Origin of the sequence: Candidatus Accumulibacter sp. ACC005 (assembly GCF_907163215.1) — a bacterium.
Classification (GTDB): Bacteria; Pseudomonadota; Gammaproteobacteria; order Burkholderiales; family Rhodocyclaceae; genus Accumulibacter; species Accumulibacter regalis.
This window is the reverse complement of record NZ_CAJQUB010000004.1, coordinates 182130-200217: the sequence shown is the minus strand read 5'-3', so window position 1 is coordinate 200217 and position 18088 is coordinate 182130. Positions and strand designations below refer to the sequence as shown.

Sequence of the window (18088 nt, the reverse complement as noted above, 5' to 3'; positions counted from 1 at the left end):
TTCTCGTGTCTGCCGCGCAAGCACATGTCGCTGCTTTATTGGCTGATTTCTGACTGGCACGCTTCTTGTAAGCACCTCCCGTGTAAATGCTTCGGCTACACGCGCCGTTCCTGGTGCGCCGCGGCGAGACTTCCCGAGCACCGGTCGGGCGACGAAAACGAGATAGCGAGACAAGGGGAGAGGAAAATGGCAAACACCCGTCTGCTGCAGCTCGAGGACGAGACGACGATCGCCAATGCGAGCAAGAGACTCGGCATGCCGCGACGCGAATTCCTGCAGTTCTGCGCCACCGTCGCCGCCGGCCTCGGCCTGCCACCCGGCGCCGAGGCGGCGGTCGCCGAAGCGGTGGCGAGCAAGAAGCGGCCTTCGGTGATCTGGCTGCACTTCCAGGAATGTACGGGGTGCACCGAATCGCTGCTGCGCGCCGAGCATCCGACGCTGGAACGGCTGATCCTCGACGTCATCTCGCTCGACTACCACGAAACGCTCTTTGCCGCCGCCGGCCATCAGGTCGAGCAGGCGCGCAAAACGGCCATGGCCGAGAACAGGGGTGCCTACCTGCTGGTCGTCGAAGGCGCCATCCCGACCCGTGACGGCGGCATCTACTGCAAGGTGGGCGGCCAGACGGCGATTGAACTGACCAAGGAATGCGCCGCCGATGCCGCGGCGGTGATCGCCATCGGCTCCTGCGCAAGCTGGGGTGGCATGCCCTCGACTGCCCCCAACCCGACCGGTTCTTCCGGCGTCGCCGACGTCCTCGGCAAAGCGGTCGCGACGATTCCCGGCTGCCCGCCCAACCCCTACAACTTCCTGGCCACGGTGGTTCACTTCCTCACCTTTGGCGCCTTGCCACCGCTCGACGACCAGGGGCGGCCAAAGTTCGCCTATTCGCGCCTGATCCATGAGAACTGCGAGCGACGCGCCCATTTCGACGCCGGCCGTTTTGCCATGCAATTCGGCGATGAGGGGCACCGCAAGGGCTATTGCCTCTACAAGCTCGGCTGCAAGGGGCCGGAAACCTACGCCAACTGCCCGACCGCACTTTTTGGCGACGCCGGGGCGGGCACCTGGCCGGTCGGCTGCGGCCATCCGTGCATCGGCTGTACCGAACAGGGCGTCGGTTTCAGCAAGCCGATTCACATGCTCGCGAAAGTAAAGAACGTCGAGCCACCGCAACAGTACCCGCGCATCGTCGAAGAGCAAGGCGTCGGCGCGACGCTTGGCTCGGCATCGCTGCTGGCGGCCGTCGCCGGAGCCGCCGCCGGGGCCGGGGCAATGGTCGCGCGCAACCTGGGTCTTTCACACCAGGCAGAGGAAGCCCAACGCGCGAGGGCGGAGGGCGAGAAAACGGAGGTCCGAGATGCGTACCGAGACACGTGAACCGGCTAGAGACGAGAACCCGCGTCGCAAGTTCCTGAAAGGATGCCTGGGCGCCGCCGGCACGGCGGTCGCCGGCGGAGCGATCGGCACGCTGAGCACGCCGGCGGCGGCGCGCGACACCCATCACCGCCCGCCCGAGGCGCTTGGCCTGCTCTACGACGCGACCCTGTGCATTGGCTGCAAGGCCTGTGTCGCCGCGTGCAAGCAGGCGAACGACAATCCGCCCGAGTTTTCGACGGTGGACAAGCTGTGGGATACGCCGCTCGATACCAGCGGCCACACCTTCAACATCATCAAGATGTATCGCCACGGGACGATGACCACCAAGGACGCCGAGAGCAACGGTTACGCGTTCATGAAGACCTCGTGCATGCACTGCGCCGACCCGTCGTGCGTTTCGGCGTGCCCGGTGACGGCGATGACCAAGGATCCGGTCACCGGCGTCGTCGCCTACGATCCCGACGCCTGCGTCGGTTGCCGCTACTGCGTCGTCGCCTGCCCCTTCGGAATTCCCAAGTACCAGTACGACTCGCCAACCGGGAAGATCGGCAAGTGCGAACTGTGCCGGCATCGCGTCGCCGACGGCCACTTCTCGGCCTGCGCCGAAGTCTGCCCGACCGGCGCCACCCTGCATGGCCGCACCCGCGATCTGTTGATCGAAGCCAAACGCCGCCTGGCACTCCCCGCCGGCAGCCTCACCCGCTACCCGCGCGGCAGCATCGACGGCGGCCCGGAGCAAGGCTACGAAGGCCACGTCGGCAACTACCAGCAGCACGTTTATGGCGAGCACGAGTACGGCGGTACGCAGGTCCTCAAGCTCTCGGCGGTTCCCTTCGAGAAGGTCGGCATGCCGAATCTGCCGCCCGAGTCGTCGGCGGCAACCTCTGAGACCATCCAGCACACGCTCTACGGCGGCCTGCTGATGCCCTTTGCCGTCCTTGGCGCAATGACCTACGTCGCCAAGCGCAACGTCCATCACGATGAAGATGACGACGACGATGATCACAACTCGCCGGCAGCGACGACCGGACCAGGGAGGGAGTGGTCATGAGCGGTCAACAATACGCCCGGCCGGCACCGGTCGGCGGCAGCCTGTTCAACGCCACGACCCTGGTCTGCGGCGTTCTGATCGCGGTCATGGCGACGATCATTCTGGTGCGCCTGATCTTCGGCCTCGGCGCCACCACCAATCTCAACGATGGCTATTCCTGGGGCGCCTGGGTGGTGGTCGACGTCTTCATCGGGTCGGCGCTGGCCTGCGGCGGCTTCTCGGTCGCCTTGCTGGTCTACATCTTCAACAAGGGCCAGTACCATCCGCTGGTGCGCCCGGCCCTGCTCGGCAGCCTCTTCGGCTACACCCTGGCCGGTGCGGCGATCACCTTCGACCTCGGCCGCTGGTGGAACTTCTGGCACATCTTCTGGCCGGGCTATTTCAACGTCAATTCAGTGATGTTCGAAGTCGCCGCGTGCATCACGCTGTACATCATCGTCATGTGGATCGAGTTCTCGCCGGTATTCCTCGAAAAGCTGGGTCTGCACGACGCGCGCCGCAAGCTGGGCAAGCTGCTCTTCTTCTTCATCGCCCTCGGCATCGTCCTGCCGATGATGCACCAGGCTTCGCTGGGGACGATGCTGGTGGTCATGGGTGGACAGGTCAATGCGCTCTGGCAGACGCCGATGCAGCCGCTGATCTACCTGCTCTCGGCGATCATCCTCGGCTACGGCGTCGTGCTCTTCGAGTCCTGCGTCGCCGCGTCGGCCTACCGCCGTCAGGTCGAGGTGTCGATGCTCAATCCGATGGCCCGCGTGATGCTCGGCATCATGGCCTTCTATCTGCTGGTCCGTTTCGCCGACCTCATCGCGCGCGGCGTTCTCGGCCAGGCTTTCCAGCCCAGCTTCATCGCCCTGACTTTCTGGATCGAGAACGCCTGCTTCATCGCCCCCTTCCTGCTCATCCGCACGGTCGACGCGCGACGCAATCCGGCGCGCCTCTTCCTGGCCGGCATCGCCGTCATGCTCGGCGGCATCCTGCTGCGCCTGAACGGCTTTCTGATCGCCTTCGATACCGGCCCTGGATGGACCTATTTCCCATCGGTCCCCGAATTGCTGGTCACCATCGGCATCTTCGCCGCCGAAGTCCTCGGCTACATCGTCATCACCCGCCGCTTCCCGGTCCTACCGCGCGAAGAATCGTACGCCCAGCCTGCACACCGCTAGCCCTCTTTCAGGAGACAGGAAAATGTCGCAACGAGTCACGATTGATCCGGTCACGCGAATCGAAGGTCACCTGCGTGTCGATGTCGAGGTCGACGGCGGCGAGGTCAAGAAAGCCTGGGCTTCGGGACAGATGTGGCGCGGCGTCGAAACCATCCTCGTCGGTCGTGACCCGCGCGACGCCTGGGCGATCACCCAGCGCATCTGCGGCGTGTGCACGACGGTTCACGCCATCGCCTCGGTACGCGCGGTCGAGAACGCACTACAGATGGAAATCCCGCTCAACGCCCAGTACATCCGCAACATGATCATCCTGGCGCACGCGGTGCACGATCACATCGTGCATTTCTACCACCTCTCGGCGCTCGACTGGGTCGATGTCACCAGCGCCCTGCAAGCCGACCCCGGCAAGGCGGCCGCGCTGGCCGAAAGCCTGTCCAGTTGGCCAGGCAACAGCAAGGCCGAATTCACCCGCGTCAAGGAACGCCTGGCCGGCTTTGTCGGCACCGGACAACTGGGGATTTTCACCAACGGCTACTGGGGCCACCCGGCGATGAAGCTGCCGCCGGACGTGAACCTGATCGCCGTCGCCCACTATCTGCAAGCGCTCGACGTGCAACGTCACGCCAACAAGATCGTCAGCATCCTCGGCGCCAAGACGCCGCACATCCAGAACGTCGCCGTCGGTGGCGTGGCCAACGCCCTGTCGATCGACTCGCAGTCGGTGCTCACCGTCGAACGTCTGCTGGCGGTCAAGGGCTGGATCGACCAGCTCAGCGATTTCGTGAAGAACGTGTACCTGATCGACGTCGCCGTGATCGGCGGGTTCTACCCGGAGTGGACGGCCATCGGACGCGGCATCGTCGATTACGTCTCGGTACCCGACATCCCGCTTGACGGCAAGAACACTCGCTTTGCCCTCCCCGGCGGGCATATCGCCGCCGGCGACCTGAGCAGCTTCAAGGAAATATCGAGCCACGACGACGCCTATTTCAGGGAGGGCGTTGCCGAATCGGTGAAACACTCGTGGTACGAGGGTGGCAAGGGACCCCTGCATCCCTACAAGGGCGAAACGCGACCGCAATATACCGACTTCGACGACGACGGCAAGTACTCGTGGCTGAAATCGCCGACCTTCTACGACAAGCCGATGCAGGTTGGTCCGCTGCCCCGTGTCCTGGCCATGGTCGCCGCCCGGCACCAACCGACCATCGCCTACGCGACGCAGGCGCTCGACCTGGTGTCCACGGTCGCCAAGACCAAGGTCGGTCTCGACGCGCTGCACTCGACGATTGGCCGCCACGCGGCACGCGCCGTCGCTTGCACGGTGCAGGTCGACGAACTGGCACGGCAATGGGATCTGCTGCTGGCGAACATGGCCAAGGGTGACCTGACCACTTTCAACAAGCCTCTCTTCCCCAAGGACGAAGTCGCTGGCGTCGGCATCCACGAAGCGCCGCGCGGCGTCCTCTCGCACTGGGTGGTCATTGACGACGGCAAGATCAGGAACTACCAGTGCGTCGTACCGACTACCTGGAACGCCGCACCGCGCAACGAGGCCGACGCCCCCGGTGCCTACGAGGCCTGCCTGGCGGGAACACCGGTGGCCATTCCCGATCAGCCGCTCGAAGTGCTGCGCACCGTGCACTCCTTCGATCCCTGCCTGGCCTGCGCCGTACATGTCGTCGACACCGAGCAGCGGCCACTGGTCAAGGTCAAGGCGGCGTGACGGCCGTCGGCCACCGCACGCGGCGACAGGCCGGCGCCCCTCCCGCCTGCCGCTGCCGTCATTCTCCGCAGGCGGGCTGAGCATGCGCGTCGCCGTACTGGGGGCCGGCAATATCCTGCTCAGCGACGAAGGGCTGGGAGTACATGCCATCGAGCGCCTGTCGCTGGCGTACTCGCTCCCCAGCGACGTCGACATCATCGACGCCGGCACCTGCGGCATGGAAATGCTCGACGAGCTTGAGGGCCTCGACGCCTTGATCATGGTTGACGCCGTTCGTGCCGGCCAGCCGCCCGGGACGCCGGTCCGGCTCACCGGCGACGCGCTGCCGGTGTTCTTCAGGAGCAAGTTGTCGCCACACCAGATCGGCCTTTGCGATGTACTGGCGACGCTGGATCTTCTCGGCAGAGCGCCGAAATACACGGCTATTGTCGGTGTGCAGCCATTGTCGCTGGCGCTGGGAATGGAACTCAGCGCGGAAGTCGAAAGCGTCATGCCGGTTCTTCTGCGCATGGTTGTCGATGAACTGGCAGGGCTGGGAATCCGCGCCTCGCGACGGACTGCCGAGGTCGCCTGATGTGCCTGTCGATTCCGCTGCAACTGGTCGCCCTGGAGGACGAAAACGGTGACTTCGCCATCGCCGAGCGGCGGCAGGGAAACGCGCTGCGGCGCGAGCGGGTCAACATGATGCTGATCGGACGACAACCGCTCGGCAGCTGGATTCTGGCCTCGCTCGGTCTGGCCAGGGAGGTCCTGGACGATCACCAGCGGGCTTTGATCGAAGACGCCCTTGCCGCGCTCGCTGCGTCCCTTGCCGGCGACTACGACCCGTCGGCGCACTTTTCCGATCTGACCACGCCGCGACCAACACGGAGCACGCATCAATGACCACCGGCATTCGCAAGGCAGCTTTCCAGGCCCCTCGGCCTGCTCCCGCAGAACCGATCAGCGACAACCCGGCAGCGCGCCTCGAAGCCATGTACCGTCGCATCTGGCTGGCCAGCATGCGCGACCTGCCCTTCGTCAATCTCGCCCTGTCCGTGGAAGCGGTCGGTTTCCGTCGCTGGCAGGCGGCGAGTGATCCCACGTCGAGCAGCGGCGCCGGGCCGTACGGCGAGGCCGCGCCGCGATCAGCCGCGAGCAGGGAACGCAGCAGTAGCGACGGCCTGCTTGGCGATTGGGTCGGCGCGGTGATCACGCCCTGGTTCATCAATCTCTTCATCGTGCCCGGCGGCGGCGACCTGTGGTCGGATCGACCTTCCGGCGAGCGTTGTCGACTCGTTTTCCCGATCGGGCCGCTGGAATTCATCGCCGACGATGACGCCAGCGCCGAGGTTCCTGCCTACCAGTATTGCCCGCTGTTTGCGCCGCCTGGCCAGTTCGCCTCGCAGGCGGCAGCCCGTGCCGGGGCGATGGCTGCCCTGAATGCGCTGTTCGGCATGCCGGACGAGGACTGCCCAAGGCCGGCGGCCGAGGCGGACGAGCTGTTGCTTCCCGCGCGCCGCCGCTTCTTGCGACGCGTCGCCAGGCGCTGAGCGAACGCCCGGCCAGGCGGCGATTATGGTTGCCGTTGTCACACGCTTGTGACACCCTGACTCTTTTTCTGCTTGTCCGTTGCGATGACGCATTTCTTTGCCGACGATGGCGAAAAGATCCACGTCCAGATTTCTGGCGATGGCTCGCCGATTCTCATGCTGCACGGGTGGACCGCCAGCCACCGCGAATGGCAGCCCTTCCTCGAGCAACTGACAGCGCACCACCGGGTATTCCGATGGGATGCCCGCGGCCATGGCGGCCACCGCCTTGCGCAGGACACGGCACCGACCGTCCAGCGCATGGCGCAAGACATGTGCAACCTGATCGAGCACTACCGGCTCGACGAGTGGGTGGTCGTCGGCCACTCGATGGGCGCTCTGACCCTCTGGCAGTACATCGAGGAACACGGATGCCGGAATCTGCGCAAGGTCGTGTTCATCGATCAATCGCCCAAACTGCTCACCGATGACACCTGGTCCGATGGCATCTACGGCAAGTTCGACCGCGAGCAGTCGGAAGCCTTCCTGCGCCAGCTGGAAGACGACTTCGCCGAATCGGTTCTCCGCCTTGGCGGCATGGGACTCAACGAGCGCGCCCGGCAGAAGTATCACGAGAACGCGCACGGTCTGGAGAAAGCCCGGCAATGGCTGAGCGCGCAGGATCCGGCGCCACTGATCGCGTGCTGGGAGAGTCTTGCCGAAGCCGACTACCGCAACGCTCTCGAGCGCATCGACATCCCCGCACTACTGGTCTACGGTGGCGACAGCAATTACTACCGTAGCGAGACCGCGCACTACGTCAAGAACCGCATCGCCGGCGCCATCCTGCACATCTACGAAGGGAGCGACCACTCCCCGCACCAGTGGCAACGCGACCGCTTCGTTCGCGACCTGCGCGAGTTCATTGATTCGCCTTGAGCTCTGCATGGGCCATGCCAGAGGGGTATTGAAGCAAGCATGCGCACTCGCCGCGTTTTCCTGAATCGCCTCGATCCGCAAGAACACGATCCCGACGATGCCGTGGTGGTGATTGACGTACTGCGTTCCTTCTCGACGGCGGCCTACGCTTTTGCCGCCGGTGCCAGTGCCATCTACCCGGTGGAAACGATCGCCGGAGCATTCCACCTGCAACGCACCCTGGCAAACGCACTGACCACCGGCGCGGTCGGCGGCGGCGACCCGATACCCGGTTTCGACTTCGGCAATTCGCCGTCGGCTCTGCAGGGCGCCGACCTCGCCGGTCGACCGCTGATCCAGACCACCGCCGCGGGAGTTCGCGGCCTGGCGCGCTTCCGCTCCTGCCGCGCTCTGTTCGCCGGCAGCCTGGTTCTCGGGCGCGCCACCGCGCAGGCGCTGCTCGCCTTGCGACCGGCCGAGGTCTGCTTCGTCATCACGGGCGAATGGGTAGATCGCGATGGCGACGAGGACATCGCCTGCGCGGACTACATGGAAGCGCTACTGCACGGCGAAGACCCCGACCCTGAACCCTACGCTGCGCGCGTGCGCAACTCCGATTTCGGGCGACGCTTTCAGGCCGACAGCAACGCCAACCTGCCGGCCAGCGACCTCAGGCTCTGCGCACAGGTCGATCGCTTCGACTTTGCCCTGCGCGCGGCCCATTGCGACGGCCAACTGCGACTTCAGCGCGCTCAGGCCAGCGTCGAGCGCGCCCTATCCGGCCGCGGCTAAGGCGGGTTTTCCAGGCTTACGACCGCCATTCGTCACCGCCGACCGCCGAATCACTGCCCGATCAGCTCTTTCAGCAGCGGCTCCAGTCTTGCCTCGTCGAGCCGCCCCAGGCGACTGCTCGCGAAGCGCCCGTCGCGCCCGATGACCACCGTATAGGGCAGCGCCTTGACCTGCAGCCCGGGCGTCTGGGTGGCTTCCTTGCCGCCGACCAGCAAGGGGTAGGAAACCGGCGTCTTGTCGACAAAGGCGCGCATGTTGTCGACCTCGTCGATGCCGATGCCGACGAACTGCACGCCCTGCGCCGCATAGCGGCGGTACAGGTGCGAGAACGCCGGCATCTCCTCGACGCAGGGTTTGCACCAACTGGCCCAGTAATTGACCACCAGCACCTGGCCTCGCCACTGGGCAAAGGGCTGCGGCTGGCCGTCGAGATCGTCCAGGGTCAGTGCCATGATCGCGTCGACCTCGGCCTGTGCCTCTGCCGGCGACAACTGCGGCGCCGAACGCAGGCTGTCGGGGATCGTATCGCCGGCCGGCAAGCCGCCGAGGACCAGGAGACGGTAGGCGAGCAGCGCGACGGTGGCGACGGTGAGAACGCCAGCGACTACCGCCACCCATAGCGCACGCGCCTGATTCATGGGCCGAGCTGACGCAGCAGCGACTTCATTTTGCCCGCCGCCGCGACATCGCCTTCAGGCACACCAGAACGAACATCAGGCCGCCGATGACCGCGATCAGGCCGCCGAGGCCCATCATCCCCATGCCGATCTTCTGCGGCAAGGTGGTCAGCATCTGCTCGGCACCGGCGACCTTGCGCTGCACGCCGTAGCCTCCCGACCAGGCCAGGCCGAGCACGTGGATCAGCTGCCCGCCGCCGTAGACGTAAGGCTGCCAGAGCGCCATGCGGCCATCGACCGTGCCGAACCCGAGCTTCGGCAACAGCACGTAGGCCAGTCCCATGAAGGCCAGCGTGACGCCGACCGTCGAGCCGTGGTAGTGCGCGGGTATGACGACGTTGACGCCGTGAATCATGTAACCAAGGACGCCACCGAGCGCAAACAGCGTGAAGGATGCGACAAACGCCGACTTGGCGGGCGCCGCGGGCAGCGTCCGCACCCCCCACAAGGACAGCGCACCAAGAAGGATCAGGGGCCCCATGTAGGGATGGCCCCACTCCATCAGCTTGGCAAACAATTCCATATGCGGCAGTGAGCCGGCCGGCACCAGCAGATAGATCGTCGGCACCGCCAGCAGCGGCAGCGCGGCGGCCAGGAAGAGCACCGACAGCGCGCGCGGCGACGCCAGGGACGGGCGCCCGAGGTCTGCGGCAATCCACAGCCAGGCGACGACCATCAGCAGCGCGTGCTGAAACTGCAGGGTGTGCCCGCCGCCCCAGAACATCACCTCGTAATAGATCGTTCCCTCGACTTCGGGCACGGCCCACCACGACCAGTAGAAAGCGGCCAGGGCCAGGAAAGCGGCGACGGCAGCGAGAAAAGCACCAAGGCGCAGCGGTTCGCCGAGAAAGCGTTGCGGCCAGGTGGTGATCAGCGCGCGCAACACCGCCAAAGAGATGCCGGCGCCGAAGATCCACAGGGAGGCAAAGAACAGCGGTTGCTTCAACACCGGAATGTAGTTGTTGAGCACCGGCTCGGCACCCGGAAAAAACGGTGAGACGGTCATCAGCGCCGTGCCCAGGGCGGCCAGCGCGAAGCCGCTCCAGCCCAGCCAAGCCATTGACCTTGCGCCGACCGCGGACCAGATGACGGCGGCAAAAGCCATGAACCACACCGCCACCGACAGGTCGACGTGCACCACCAGCGCAGCGCGAAACATGTCCTTGAGGGGAAAGACATCCTGAATACCCGGTGTGCGCGAGAGAACCAGCAGTACCGCCAGCAGGCCCGAACCAATCAGCGCCATTACCCCCAACCACAACCAGGCGCGCGCCATGTTGGCGGGCGTGCCTGCGGATATTTCCGGCACCGGAGGTGCTTCCGAACCAAGCGTCACGACATGCGAATCCACAACTGCCTCGCGTAAAAAATCGGCCGAGTATACGACCAGACGATGCGATATGCCAAACGGCCCTCGCTGGCGGAGACTTGCGCGAACCATCCACACGTCATTTCTCTCCTCGGCGTAACCGGTTGACCGCGCCTGCGCGGCAGATCGCTTGCCCCCGGCGAGTACAAATGCGAATATTGTTGCCGCCCGCTATTCCTGCTGCCGGCTGACTGTTTCGGAAACCGCTTATGCATTCGTCCCATCACGGCATCAATATTGAAGCGCTACTGGCGCACGTACCGCTGTTCAATGAGTTGGAGAAAGAAGAAATTGCGCGCCTCGCCCGCGGCACCCGCGAAATCAACGCGACGCGTGGCGACATCCTCTTCCACAAGAGCGACACACCGACCGGCTTCTACCTGATCGTCTACGGCCAGGTCAAGCTGGCTTTCACCTCGCCGCAAGGCGGCGAGAAAGTCGTCGACATCCTGCCGCAGGGGCAGACCTTCGGCGAGGCGGTGATGTTCACCGACAAGCCGTTCATGGTCTATGCGCAGGCGCTGGCCGACTCGCTGGTGCTGCACATCTCGAAGGCGGCGATCAACGAAGAACTCGATGCCGACCCCAGACTCGGCCGCAAGATGATCGCCGGACTGGCCATGCGCTTGCACCAGTTGATGAATGACGTCGAGTCGTATTCGCTGCATTCGGGCCGGCGGCGAATCATCGGCTACCTGTTGCGCGAACACAGCGAGGTTTGCGAGAACAAGATCATCGTGACGCTGCCGACCAACAAGGGCGTCATCGCGTCGCGTCTCAATCTGACGCAGGAGCATTTCTCGCGCATCCTGCACGAGCTCTCGGAAAAAGGCCTGATCGTCGTCGACGGACGCAGAATCCACATCGCCGATGTCGACCAACTGCGCAACTATGATCTCTGAAATCTGCCGCACCCATAACAACTTCACGAGGAGACCCCATCAATGGCATTGGAAACCGAGATCAAGCTGAGCGTGCCGGCCAGTTCAGCGCGAAGGCTGCCGACACACCCGCTCCTGGCCGACGCCAAGCCGTACCGACAGAAACTGGTCAGCACCTACTACGACACCCCCGACCGACGACTCCAGGGCAAGCGAGTTGCCGTGCGCTATCGCCAGAAAGGTGCCGAGTGGCTGCTGACCGTCAAGAGCGACCTGCCGTCACCGGGGGGGCTGGCGCAGCGCAACGAATGGGAGATCCCCGGTCAACCCGGCGAGTTCGATTTTTCGCACGTCGACAATCCGAAGCTGCGCCGCTTCCTCGAAGCCGCGACGCCGGAACTTGCACCGCTGTTCTGCACCGACTTCACGCGCCTCAGCTGGCTTCTCGCTCCCCAGGAAGGGACGCGCATCGAGGTGGCCATGGATCGCGGAAAGATCGACGCCAACGGACGGCAGGAGACGATCTGCGAAGTCGAACTCGAACTGCTCGAGGGAAGCGTTGCCGATCTGTTTGCGCTGGCCATCGCCCTGCAGAAGGATCTGCCACTGCACCCGGAGAGCCCGAGCAAGGCCGAGCGCGGTTACCGCCTGGCCGCCAACACGCAGCGAGCGCCGGTCAAGGCTGCCGACGCCCAACTGCAGTTGGGCATGTCGAGCATCGGCGTTTTCCGTAGCTCGGTCTTCGCCTGCCTGACCCAGTTGCAGGGCAACGAGCGCGGCGCACGTGAAAGCGACGACCCGGGCTTCGTCCATCAGGCACGGGTCTCGATCCGTCGCCTGCGCTCGGCGATTCGCCTCTGGAGACCGCTCCTGCCGGTCGACTACGTCGCCGAATTCGACCCCCGCTGGGGCACACTCGCCCGCCAACTCGGCGACACCCGCAATTGGGACGTTTTCCTCACCGAGGTCCTGCCACCGATCAGCAAGGCCTTTCCCGATCACAGCGATGTCAAGGCGGTCGCCAAACAGGCGGCGATCCAGCTGACGACCTGTCGCAAGGCGGCGCAGGCGGCGATGGCATCGCCCAGCTACTCGCAGCTGCTGCTCGAGTTCACTGCGGCAACGGTGGCCCTGGCGGAGAAAAAGAAGCCCGCGCTGACCGTGTTTGCCCCACGTTCGCTGAACAAACGCGCCAAGAAGGTCGCCGAACTGGCCGCCGAAACCAAGAACTCGAATCCAGAGGCCCGGCACGACCTGCGCAAGGCCCTGAAGCGGCTGCGTTATGCCCTGGAGTTCTTTGCCCCGCTGATTCCGGCCCGCCGCCTGCAGCGTTATCATCAAAGCGCCGCCGGGTTGCTCGACCTGCTCGGCCGGATGAACGACTTCACCGTTGCCGAACACCTGGTGGCGCAGGCCCTGCCGGGCCACCACAGCGACCTCGTGCGCGCCTGGCTGGCCGGACGTAACGATCTCTTGCTCGCTCAGCTCGACGCGATGCTGAGCGAGTTCCTCAGCCATCCGGCGCCCTGGGACCAGGGATGAGCTAGGACAGCCGCTGCGGCCGCCACTTTCCCCGACACCCACCTCGCACGGCAACTTCCTCCACTGATGACCCACCCTTCCCGGCTGCGCGGCGCTGCAAGGGCGCTTTTTCCAGTCTTGCTCGCCGGGCTGCTCGGCGGCCTGCCGCTGGTCCGGGCGGCCGAGCTGCCGAGCGTCGTCAGCCAGGCGCTGCAGCAGGCCGGGATCCCGGCGAGTTCGGTCGGCATCGTCGTGCAGGCGGTCGACGGCGGACCGCCGCTGCTCAGCCACAACGCCCGGAAAGCGATGAACCCGGCGTCGGCGATGAAGCTGGTGACCACCTACGCTGCCCTCGAAATGCTCGGGCCAGCCTATACCTGGCGCAGCGAAATACTCGCCGACGCCAGCCCGCACGACGGCCTGATCAAGGGCAACCTCTACCTGCGCGGCAGCGGCGACCCGAAGCTGGCGCTGGAACAGTTCTGGCTATTGCTGCGCCAATTGCGCACGCGCGGGGTGAGCGAAATCAACGGTGACCTGATCCTCGATCGCAGTGCCTTTGCGCTACCGGCACACGACCCGGGTGAGTTCGACCAGCAGCCGCTGCGGCCGTACAACGCTGGCCCCGACGCCTTGCTGGTGAACTTCAGGAGCCTGCGCCTGCTCCTGCAGGCCGACGCGGCGGGAAACACGGTGCGCGTGCTCGCCGAGACGCCGAGCGAGGGCCTGCGCATCGACAATCGCCTGCGCCTCGAACGTGGCGCCTGCGGCGACTGGCGGGAGCAACTGACGCCAGTGGTCAGGGGGATGAGCATCGAACTCAGCGGCAGTTTCCCGGCAGCCTGTGGCGAACGCAGCCTGAGCCTGGCCCCATGGACGGCCGATATGCAGGTAGAAGACCTGTTTCGCGTGCTGTGGCGCGAACTCGGAGGCAGTTTCAGGGGCCGCGTGCGCGAAGGACGCACGCCGGTTGGCGCCAGTACGCTGGTCGTCCAGGAGTCGCCGACGCTCGGCGAGATCGTGCGCGACATCAACAAGTACAGCAACAACGTCATGGCCCGCCAGCTGTTCCTGACGCTGGACAGCGAACGGCCGGCGACGATCGAGGGCGCGCGGCGTCAGATTGCCGGCTGGCTGCTGGCGAACGGTCTGCAGCTACCCGAACTGTTCATCGACAATGGCTCCGGCCTGTCGCGCCACGCGCGCGTCTCGGCGGCTGGCCTGGCGCAGGTCCTGAGCGCCGCCTGGCGAAGTCCGGTGATGGCCGAACTGATCGCCTCGCTGCCGGTCGCCGGCGTCGACGGCACCTTGCGCAAGCGCTTGAAGAATGGATCAGCGGCTGGCCGAGCGCACCTGAAGACCGGCTATCTTGAAGGCGTGCGGGCGATTTCCGGCTTTGTGCTCGACAACAGCGGCAAGCGCTGGATCGTCGTCGGCCTGATCAACGACCCGAATGCCCGCCTCGGCAAGGCCGCTCTCGATGCCCTGCTGCTGTGGGTTGCCGAGCGCTGATCGTTGCCTAGCGTTCGCCGTACTGATAACGCTCGCGGACCAGATTCTCGAACTGCGCCGCAGGCAGCGGCTCGCCAAAGAGATGGCCTTGCGCCTCGTCGCAGCCCTTCGCGCACAGGTACGCCAGCTGCGCTTCGCTTTCCACACCACCGGCGGTGGTGCGCAGGCCAAGGTTGTGCGCCAGGCCGATGACCGCCGCAACGACGGCTTCGTCGTCGGGATTGGCAGCCAGGTCGGCAACAAACGAGCGCGGGATTTTCAGCGTGTGCACGCGAAAACGCTTGAGGTAGCCCATCGACGAATAGCCGCTGCCGAAGTCGTCGATGGCCAGACGTACGCCAAGCGCGCGTAGTTGATCGATCATCGGGATGGCGGCCAGCGGGTTGTCCATGGTCGCGCTTTCCGTCAGTTCGAGCTCGAGATACTGCCCGGGCAGCGCCTCCTCATCAAGAACGCGCGACACCACCTGCACCAGATTGGCCAGACGGAACTGCGCTGCCGAGAGATTGACGGCGACCCGCATCGGCGGCAGCCCGGCCTGGTGCCAGCGGCGCATCTGGCGTACTGCCGAACGCAGCGCCCATTCGCTGATCGGCAGAATAAGCCCCGACTCTTCGGCCAGTGGAATGAACTCGTCGGGTGAAACCATCCCGAATTCGGGATGCTGCCAGCGCAGCAGCGCTTCGGCGCCAATCAGCCGGCGCTCCGGAAGGGCCAGCTGCGGCTGGTAGAAGACGGCCAGTTCGCCGCGCTCGAGCGCGCGCCGCAAGTCATTCCCGAGTTGCAGGCTGCGTGCCGAGCGCTCCTGCATCTCGGCGGTGAAAAAGCAGAAGGCATTGCGACCACCCTGTTTGGCGCGATACATCGCGGCATCGGCGCACATCGACAGCTGTTCCAGATTCTCGCCGTCAACCGGGTACATGGCGATGCCGACGGACACCGTGCAGCTCAGCTCGTGTTGAGCGATGCGATACGGGGGCGCGGTGATCTCCAGCAACTTGGCCGCGACATGGGCTGCGCCTTCGGCGTCGGTATTCGGCAGGACGAGGATGAACTCGTCGCCACCCAGGCGACAGAGCGTATCTTCGTCGCGCACCGTGTGGCGGAGACGTTCGGCGAGCTGGATCAGCAGTTCGTCGCCGATCCGGTGACCGAGAGAATCGTTGACCTGCTTGAAACGGTCGATATCGAGGAAGATCAGCGCCAGCGACTCGCGCCCCCGCTGGGCACGGCTCAGGTCATGGTGGACGCGCTCTTCAAGCAGGCTGCGGTTGGGCAGAAAGGTCAGCGAATCGAAGTGAGCCAGATGCTGGATGCGCGCTTCGGCCTCCTTCTGCTGGCTGATGTCGACCACTATCCCGAGGTAGCCGGTGAGGTCGCCGGCGGCGTTGTGCAGAACGGTCACCGCCAGACGAACGGCAAGCCGGCGGCCATCCCGGCGCACATACTCCACTTCGCGCTCGTCCGCTTCGCCACTGCAACGCGCCTTGACGACCAGCGCATCGAAGCCCGGATCGACCTGGCAATGCAGCTCTTCGCTGCGCATCCTGGCCGTCGCCGCGACCTCGGCGGGATCGTGGAAGGCCATCGGCGTGAGCCTGCCGACGACTTCCTGCGCAGCGTAGCCAAGGATCGCTTCAGCACCCGGATTGAAGACCGTGATCAGCCCCTGCGGATCGGTGGCGATGATCCCGCAGGCAGCGCTGGCGAGCACCGAAGCCTTGAGCGCCTCACTTTCCCGCAGGGCCTCTTCCGTCCGCCGTCGTTCGGCGAGCAGCGCGGTGTTCTCCAGCGCCACCGCGGCGCTTGCCGCCAGGCCCTGCAAGAGATGCACGTCGTCGTCGTCGAATCCGCCGGGCTTGTTGTGGATTTCGAAACAGCCGAGCAGGTCGCCGTGGCGACTGAGGATCGGGGTGTCGAGCAGGTTATCGAAGCCGAGCGCCTGGCGAATCTCGGCAATGACGTACGGATCGTTCTCGGCATCGTTGCTGAGGTGGAAGCGACGGGTCTCCATCACCCGACCCGGTACGCCCTGACCCGACGAAAAGCGGAAATCGACCGGCAACAGTTCGCCGCCCTGGTTGTACTCGCTGAACACCAGTTGGCCGGCACTCATTCGCGCCGCCGCCCCGGAGGTGGCGCCGGTGATCTTCAATGCGGCGACGACGAGCTGACGCAGAACCAGCGACGTATCGAGCTCGCTGTTGATCTCCTGACTCGCCGCAGCCATCAGCGCCAGTTGCTCACTACGGCGCAAGAGCGCCGCTTCGACGTGCTTGCGGGCGGTGATGTCGCGCGCCAGCGTCACGAAGCGCGGCGCCTCACCGCCGTCGACCGGTTTGCGTGCAACCGACAGCTCGAAGCAGAATTTTCCCTGTGGCAACTGCAGTTCGTACTGGCGGCCACCCGAGTAGCCTGTTTCATTGGCCTCCTGCAAGGCGGCCAGGCAGCTCGCCGCGGCAGCGGGCGGCAGCACATCGCTGAGTCGCCGACCCGGCAAGGACTCGGCGGGCGCTGCCAGGAGGTCACCGCGCCGCGAATGATAGTCATGGTAGCTGCCGTCGAGTCCCAACTCGAACATCAGGTCGGGAATGGCATCGAGCGTTGCCGCAAGCTTCGCCGTTCGCTGCCGGACGAGCCGTCGCAAACTCATCACCCAAAGCAGCAGCACAGCGCCAAGCAGCGCACCGAGCACGAGAGCGTAAGCAAGATAGCGGACGTAGGGCGAGCGCAGCAGGGGAGTTCCCATCCACTTGTCGCGCAGGATCTTTTCTTCCGCCGGCGTGATGCTGGCAAATCCACGCTCCACCAGCGCCAGCGTCGCATCGTCGCCAGCGTTCACGGCGCGATGGAACTCGCCGGTGTACAGGGTGAAGGCCTTGTTGAACACGTCGTCGGCGCCATTCCGGTAGAGCAGGTAGTTGGCCGGTGGCTCGTCGAGGCAGAAGACCCTCACCCGGCCAGCGATGGCCCCCTGCACCAGCGCCTGGTAACTGCTGAAGGGCTGCACGCTGTGAATCCCGGCGTCGGCGAGCGCGTCGACGCAGGCGTCGCCGGCCTTCACGCCAACGAGAAAGCCGCGCAAGGTCGCCAGGTCGACGATCCCGCCGATACCGGCATGGGTGTAGATGGCCACCGGGATCTGCGCATACGGCCGCGTGAAAGCGAATCTGCGCTCGCGCTCGGCGGTCTTGAAGATGGTATCGATCACCTCTGCCTGCCCATCGGCCAACCGCTGCTGGGCCGTCGCCCAGTCGCTGCCGAGCAGGTTGACGCGCACCCCGGTCTTCTTCTCCCACAGTCGCCAGCTATCGACCAGATAGCCGGTGAGCGCGCCATCGCCATCGCGAAAAACGTAGGGCGGGTAGTTGTCGTCCGTCACCACCGTCAGCGCCCGGCCATCCGCACTGGAGGAGACCCGTTCGCCGCCAGTGGCAGCGCCCGACGCCACCCCGGCAGCCAGCACGAGAAGAAACTGGCAAAGGCAGCAAAGAAAGCGCATGAATGCGGGCCATTGACTTGACTGATACTTAATCATAGCCGACCAGCCGCGGATAGGTGGCTCAATACCGGCCGACGCGGCG

The 18088-nt window shown here is 65.2% G+C and carries 15 protein-coding genes; 12 read left to right on the top strand and 3 right to left on the bottom strand.

Annotated elements, in window-relative coordinates; all coding sequences use genetic code 11:
- Positions 1-186 precede the first annotated feature (186 nt).
- The 9 genes from QZ613_RS03855 (at position 187) to QZ613_RS03815 (ending at position 8544) form a co-directional block, all read left to right on the top strand.
- Positions 187-1380 (top strand): hydrogenase small subunit, encoded by a 1194-nt coding sequence (locus QZ613_RS03855; RefSeq protein WP_291868402.1) that lies wholly within the window; start codon positions 187-189, stop codon positions 1378-1380.
- Positions 1361-2431 (top strand): hydrogenase 2 operon protein HybA, encoded by a 1071-nt coding sequence (hybA, locus tag QZ613_RS03850; protein WP_291981567.1) that lies wholly within the window; start codon positions 1361-1363, stop codon positions 2429-2431. Before QZ613_RS03855 ends, hybA begins: the two co-directional genes overlap by 20 nt.
- Positions 2428-3597, top strand: a complete 1170-nt coding sequence (gene hybB / locus QZ613_RS03845) for a Ni/Fe-hydrogenase cytochrome b subunit (protein WP_291981564.1) — start codon at positions 2428-2430, stop codon at positions 3595-3597. The genes hybA and hybB overlap by 4 nt, the downstream gene beginning before the upstream one ends.
- A gap of 22 nt (positions 3598-3619) precedes the next feature.
- Positions 3620-5323 carry a nickel-dependent hydrogenase large subunit gene (locus QZ613_RS03840; protein WP_291981562.1) on the top strand — a complete coding sequence of 568 codons (1704 nt, stop codon included), beginning with the start codon at positions 3620-3622 and terminating at the stop codon, positions 5321-5323.
- Between the two features lie 82 nt (positions 5324-5405).
- Positions 5406-5897 carry a HyaD/HybD family hydrogenase maturation endopeptidase gene (locus QZ613_RS03835; protein WP_043563493.1) on the top strand — a complete coding sequence of 164 codons (492 nt, stop codon included), beginning with the start codon at positions 5406-5408 and terminating at the stop codon, positions 5895-5897.
- Positions 5897-6208: a HypC/HybG/HupF family hydrogenase formation chaperone gene (locus QZ613_RS03830; protein WP_043563496.1), complete on the top strand. Its 312-nt coding sequence runs from the start codon at positions 5897-5899 to the stop codon at positions 6206-6208. Before QZ613_RS03835 ends, QZ613_RS03830 begins: the two co-directional genes overlap by 1 nt.
- On the top strand, positions 6205-6855 hold the full coding sequence (gene hybE / locus QZ613_RS03825; RefSeq protein WP_291981560.1) for a [NiFe]-hydrogenase assembly chaperone HybE: 651 nt from the start codon (positions 6205-6207) through the stop codon (positions 6853-6855). The genes QZ613_RS03830 and hybE overlap by 4 nt, the downstream gene beginning before the upstream one ends.
- An 84-nt stretch (positions 6856-6939) precedes the next feature.
- A complete protein-coding gene (locus QZ613_RS03820) occupies positions 6940-7773 on the top strand; it encodes an alpha/beta hydrolase (protein ID WP_291981559.1) in 834 nt (277 codons plus the stop codon).
- 39 nt (positions 7774-7812) lie between these two features.
- Positions 7813-8544: a 2-phosphosulfolactate phosphatase gene (locus QZ613_RS03815; RefSeq protein WP_291981557.1), complete on the top strand. Its 732-nt coding sequence runs from the start codon at positions 7813-7815 to the stop codon at positions 8542-8544.
- A 50-nt stretch (positions 8545-8594) separates the two neighbouring features.
- On the opposite strand, the gene QZ613_RS03810 is transcribed toward QZ613_RS03815, so the two are convergent.
- Both QZ613_RS03810 and QZ613_RS03805 read right to left on the bottom strand, forming a co-directional pair.
- The gene (locus tag QZ613_RS03810; RefSeq protein ID WP_291981555.1) at positions 8595-9182 is read right to left on the bottom strand and encodes a TlpA disulfide reductase family protein; all 588 of its coding nucleotides are present in this window, start codon (positions 9180-9182) and stop codon (positions 8595-8597) included.
- A 25-nt stretch (positions 9183-9207) separates the two neighbouring features.
- Positions 9208-10530, bottom strand: a complete 1323-nt coding sequence (locus QZ613_RS03805) for a cbb3-type cytochrome c oxidase subunit I (protein WP_291981553.1) — start codon at positions 10528-10530, stop codon at positions 9208-9210.
- A 269-nt stretch (positions 10531-10799) separates the two neighbouring features.
- On the opposite strand from QZ613_RS03805, the gene QZ613_RS03800 reads away from it, so the two are divergent.
- From QZ613_RS03800 to dacB, 3 genes are all read left to right on the top strand, one after another.
- Positions 10800-11492 carry a Crp/Fnr family transcriptional regulator gene (locus tag QZ613_RS03800; RefSeq protein WP_291981551.1) on the top strand — a complete coding sequence of 231 codons (693 nt, stop codon included), beginning with the start codon at positions 10800-10802 and terminating at the stop codon, positions 11490-11492.
- 42 nt (positions 11493-11534) lie between these two features.
- On the top strand, positions 11535-13013 hold the full coding sequence (locus QZ613_RS03795; RefSeq protein ID WP_291981549.1) for a CHAD domain-containing protein: 1479 nt from the start codon (positions 11535-11537) through the stop codon (positions 13011-13013).
- Between the two features lie 66 nt (positions 13014-13079).
- Positions 13080-14504 carry a D-alanyl-D-alanine carboxypeptidase/D-alanyl-D-alanine-endopeptidase gene (gene dacB / locus QZ613_RS03790; protein ID WP_291981547.1) on the top strand — a complete coding sequence of 475 codons (1425 nt, stop codon included), beginning with the start codon at positions 13080-13082 and terminating at the stop codon, positions 14502-14504.
- A 7-nt stretch (positions 14505-14511) separates the two neighbouring features.
- On the opposite strand, the gene QZ613_RS03785 is transcribed toward dacB, so the two are convergent.
- Positions 14512-18042: an EAL domain-containing protein gene (locus QZ613_RS03785; RefSeq protein WP_291981545.1), complete on the bottom strand. Its 3531-nt coding sequence runs from the start codon at positions 18040-18042 to the stop codon at positions 14512-14514.
- Positions 18043-18088: the final 46 nt, after the last annotated feature.

Excerpts from the sequence above, each read along its gene's own strand:
- QZ613_RS03820 (WP_291981559.1), top strand. The coding sequence starts at position 6,940 with ATGACGCATTTCTTTGCCGACGATGGCGAAAAGATCCACGTCCAGATT.
- QZ613_RS03815 (WP_291981557.1), top strand. The coding sequence starts at position 7,813 with ATGCGCACTCGCCGCGTTTTCCTGAATCGCCTCGATCCGCAAGAACAC.
- QZ613_RS03830 (WP_043563496.1), top strand. The coding sequence starts at position 5,897 with ATGTGCCTGTCGATTCCGCTGCAACTGGTCGCCCTGGAGGACGAAAAC.
- QZ613_RS03855 (WP_291868402.1), top strand. The coding sequence starts at position 187 with ATGGCAAACACCCGTCTGCTGCAGCTCGAGGACGAGACGACGATCGCC.
- QZ613_RS03835 (WP_043563493.1), top strand. The coding sequence starts at position 5,406 with ATGCGCGTCGCCGTACTGGGGGCCGGCAATATCCTGCTCAGCGACGAA.
- QZ613_RS03810 (WP_291981555.1), bottom strand. The coding sequence starts at position 9,182 with ATGAATCAGGCGCGTGCGCTATGGGTGGCGGTAGTCGCTGGCGTTCTC.
- hybA (WP_291981567.1), top strand. The coding sequence starts at position 1,361 with ATGCGTACCGAGACACGTGAACCGGCTAGAGACGAGAACCCGCGTCGC.
- QZ613_RS03840 (WP_291981562.1), top strand. The coding sequence starts at position 3,620 with ATGTCGCAACGAGTCACGATTGATCCGGTCACGCGAATCGAAGGTCAC.
- hybB (WP_291981564.1), top strand. The coding sequence starts at position 2,428 with ATGAGCGGTCAACAATACGCCCGGCCGGCACCGGTCGGCGGCAGCCTG.
- dacB (WP_291981547.1), top strand. The coding sequence starts at position 13,080 with ATGACCCACCCTTCCCGGCTGCGCGGCGCTGCAAGGGCGCTTTTTCCA.
- QZ613_RS03800 (WP_291981551.1), top strand. The coding sequence starts at position 10,800 with ATGCATTCGTCCCATCACGGCATCAATATTGAAGCGCTACTGGCGCAC.
- hybE (WP_291981560.1), top strand. The coding sequence starts at position 6,205 with ATGACCACCGGCATTCGCAAGGCAGCTTTCCAGGCCCCTCGGCCTGCT.
- QZ613_RS03795 (WP_291981549.1), top strand. The coding sequence starts at position 11,535 with ATGGCATTGGAAACCGAGATCAAGCTGAGCGTGCCGGCCAGTTCAGCG.
- QZ613_RS03785 (WP_291981545.1), bottom strand. The coding sequence starts at position 18,042 with ATGATTAAGTATCAGTCAAGTCAATGGCCCGCATTCATGCGCTTTCTT.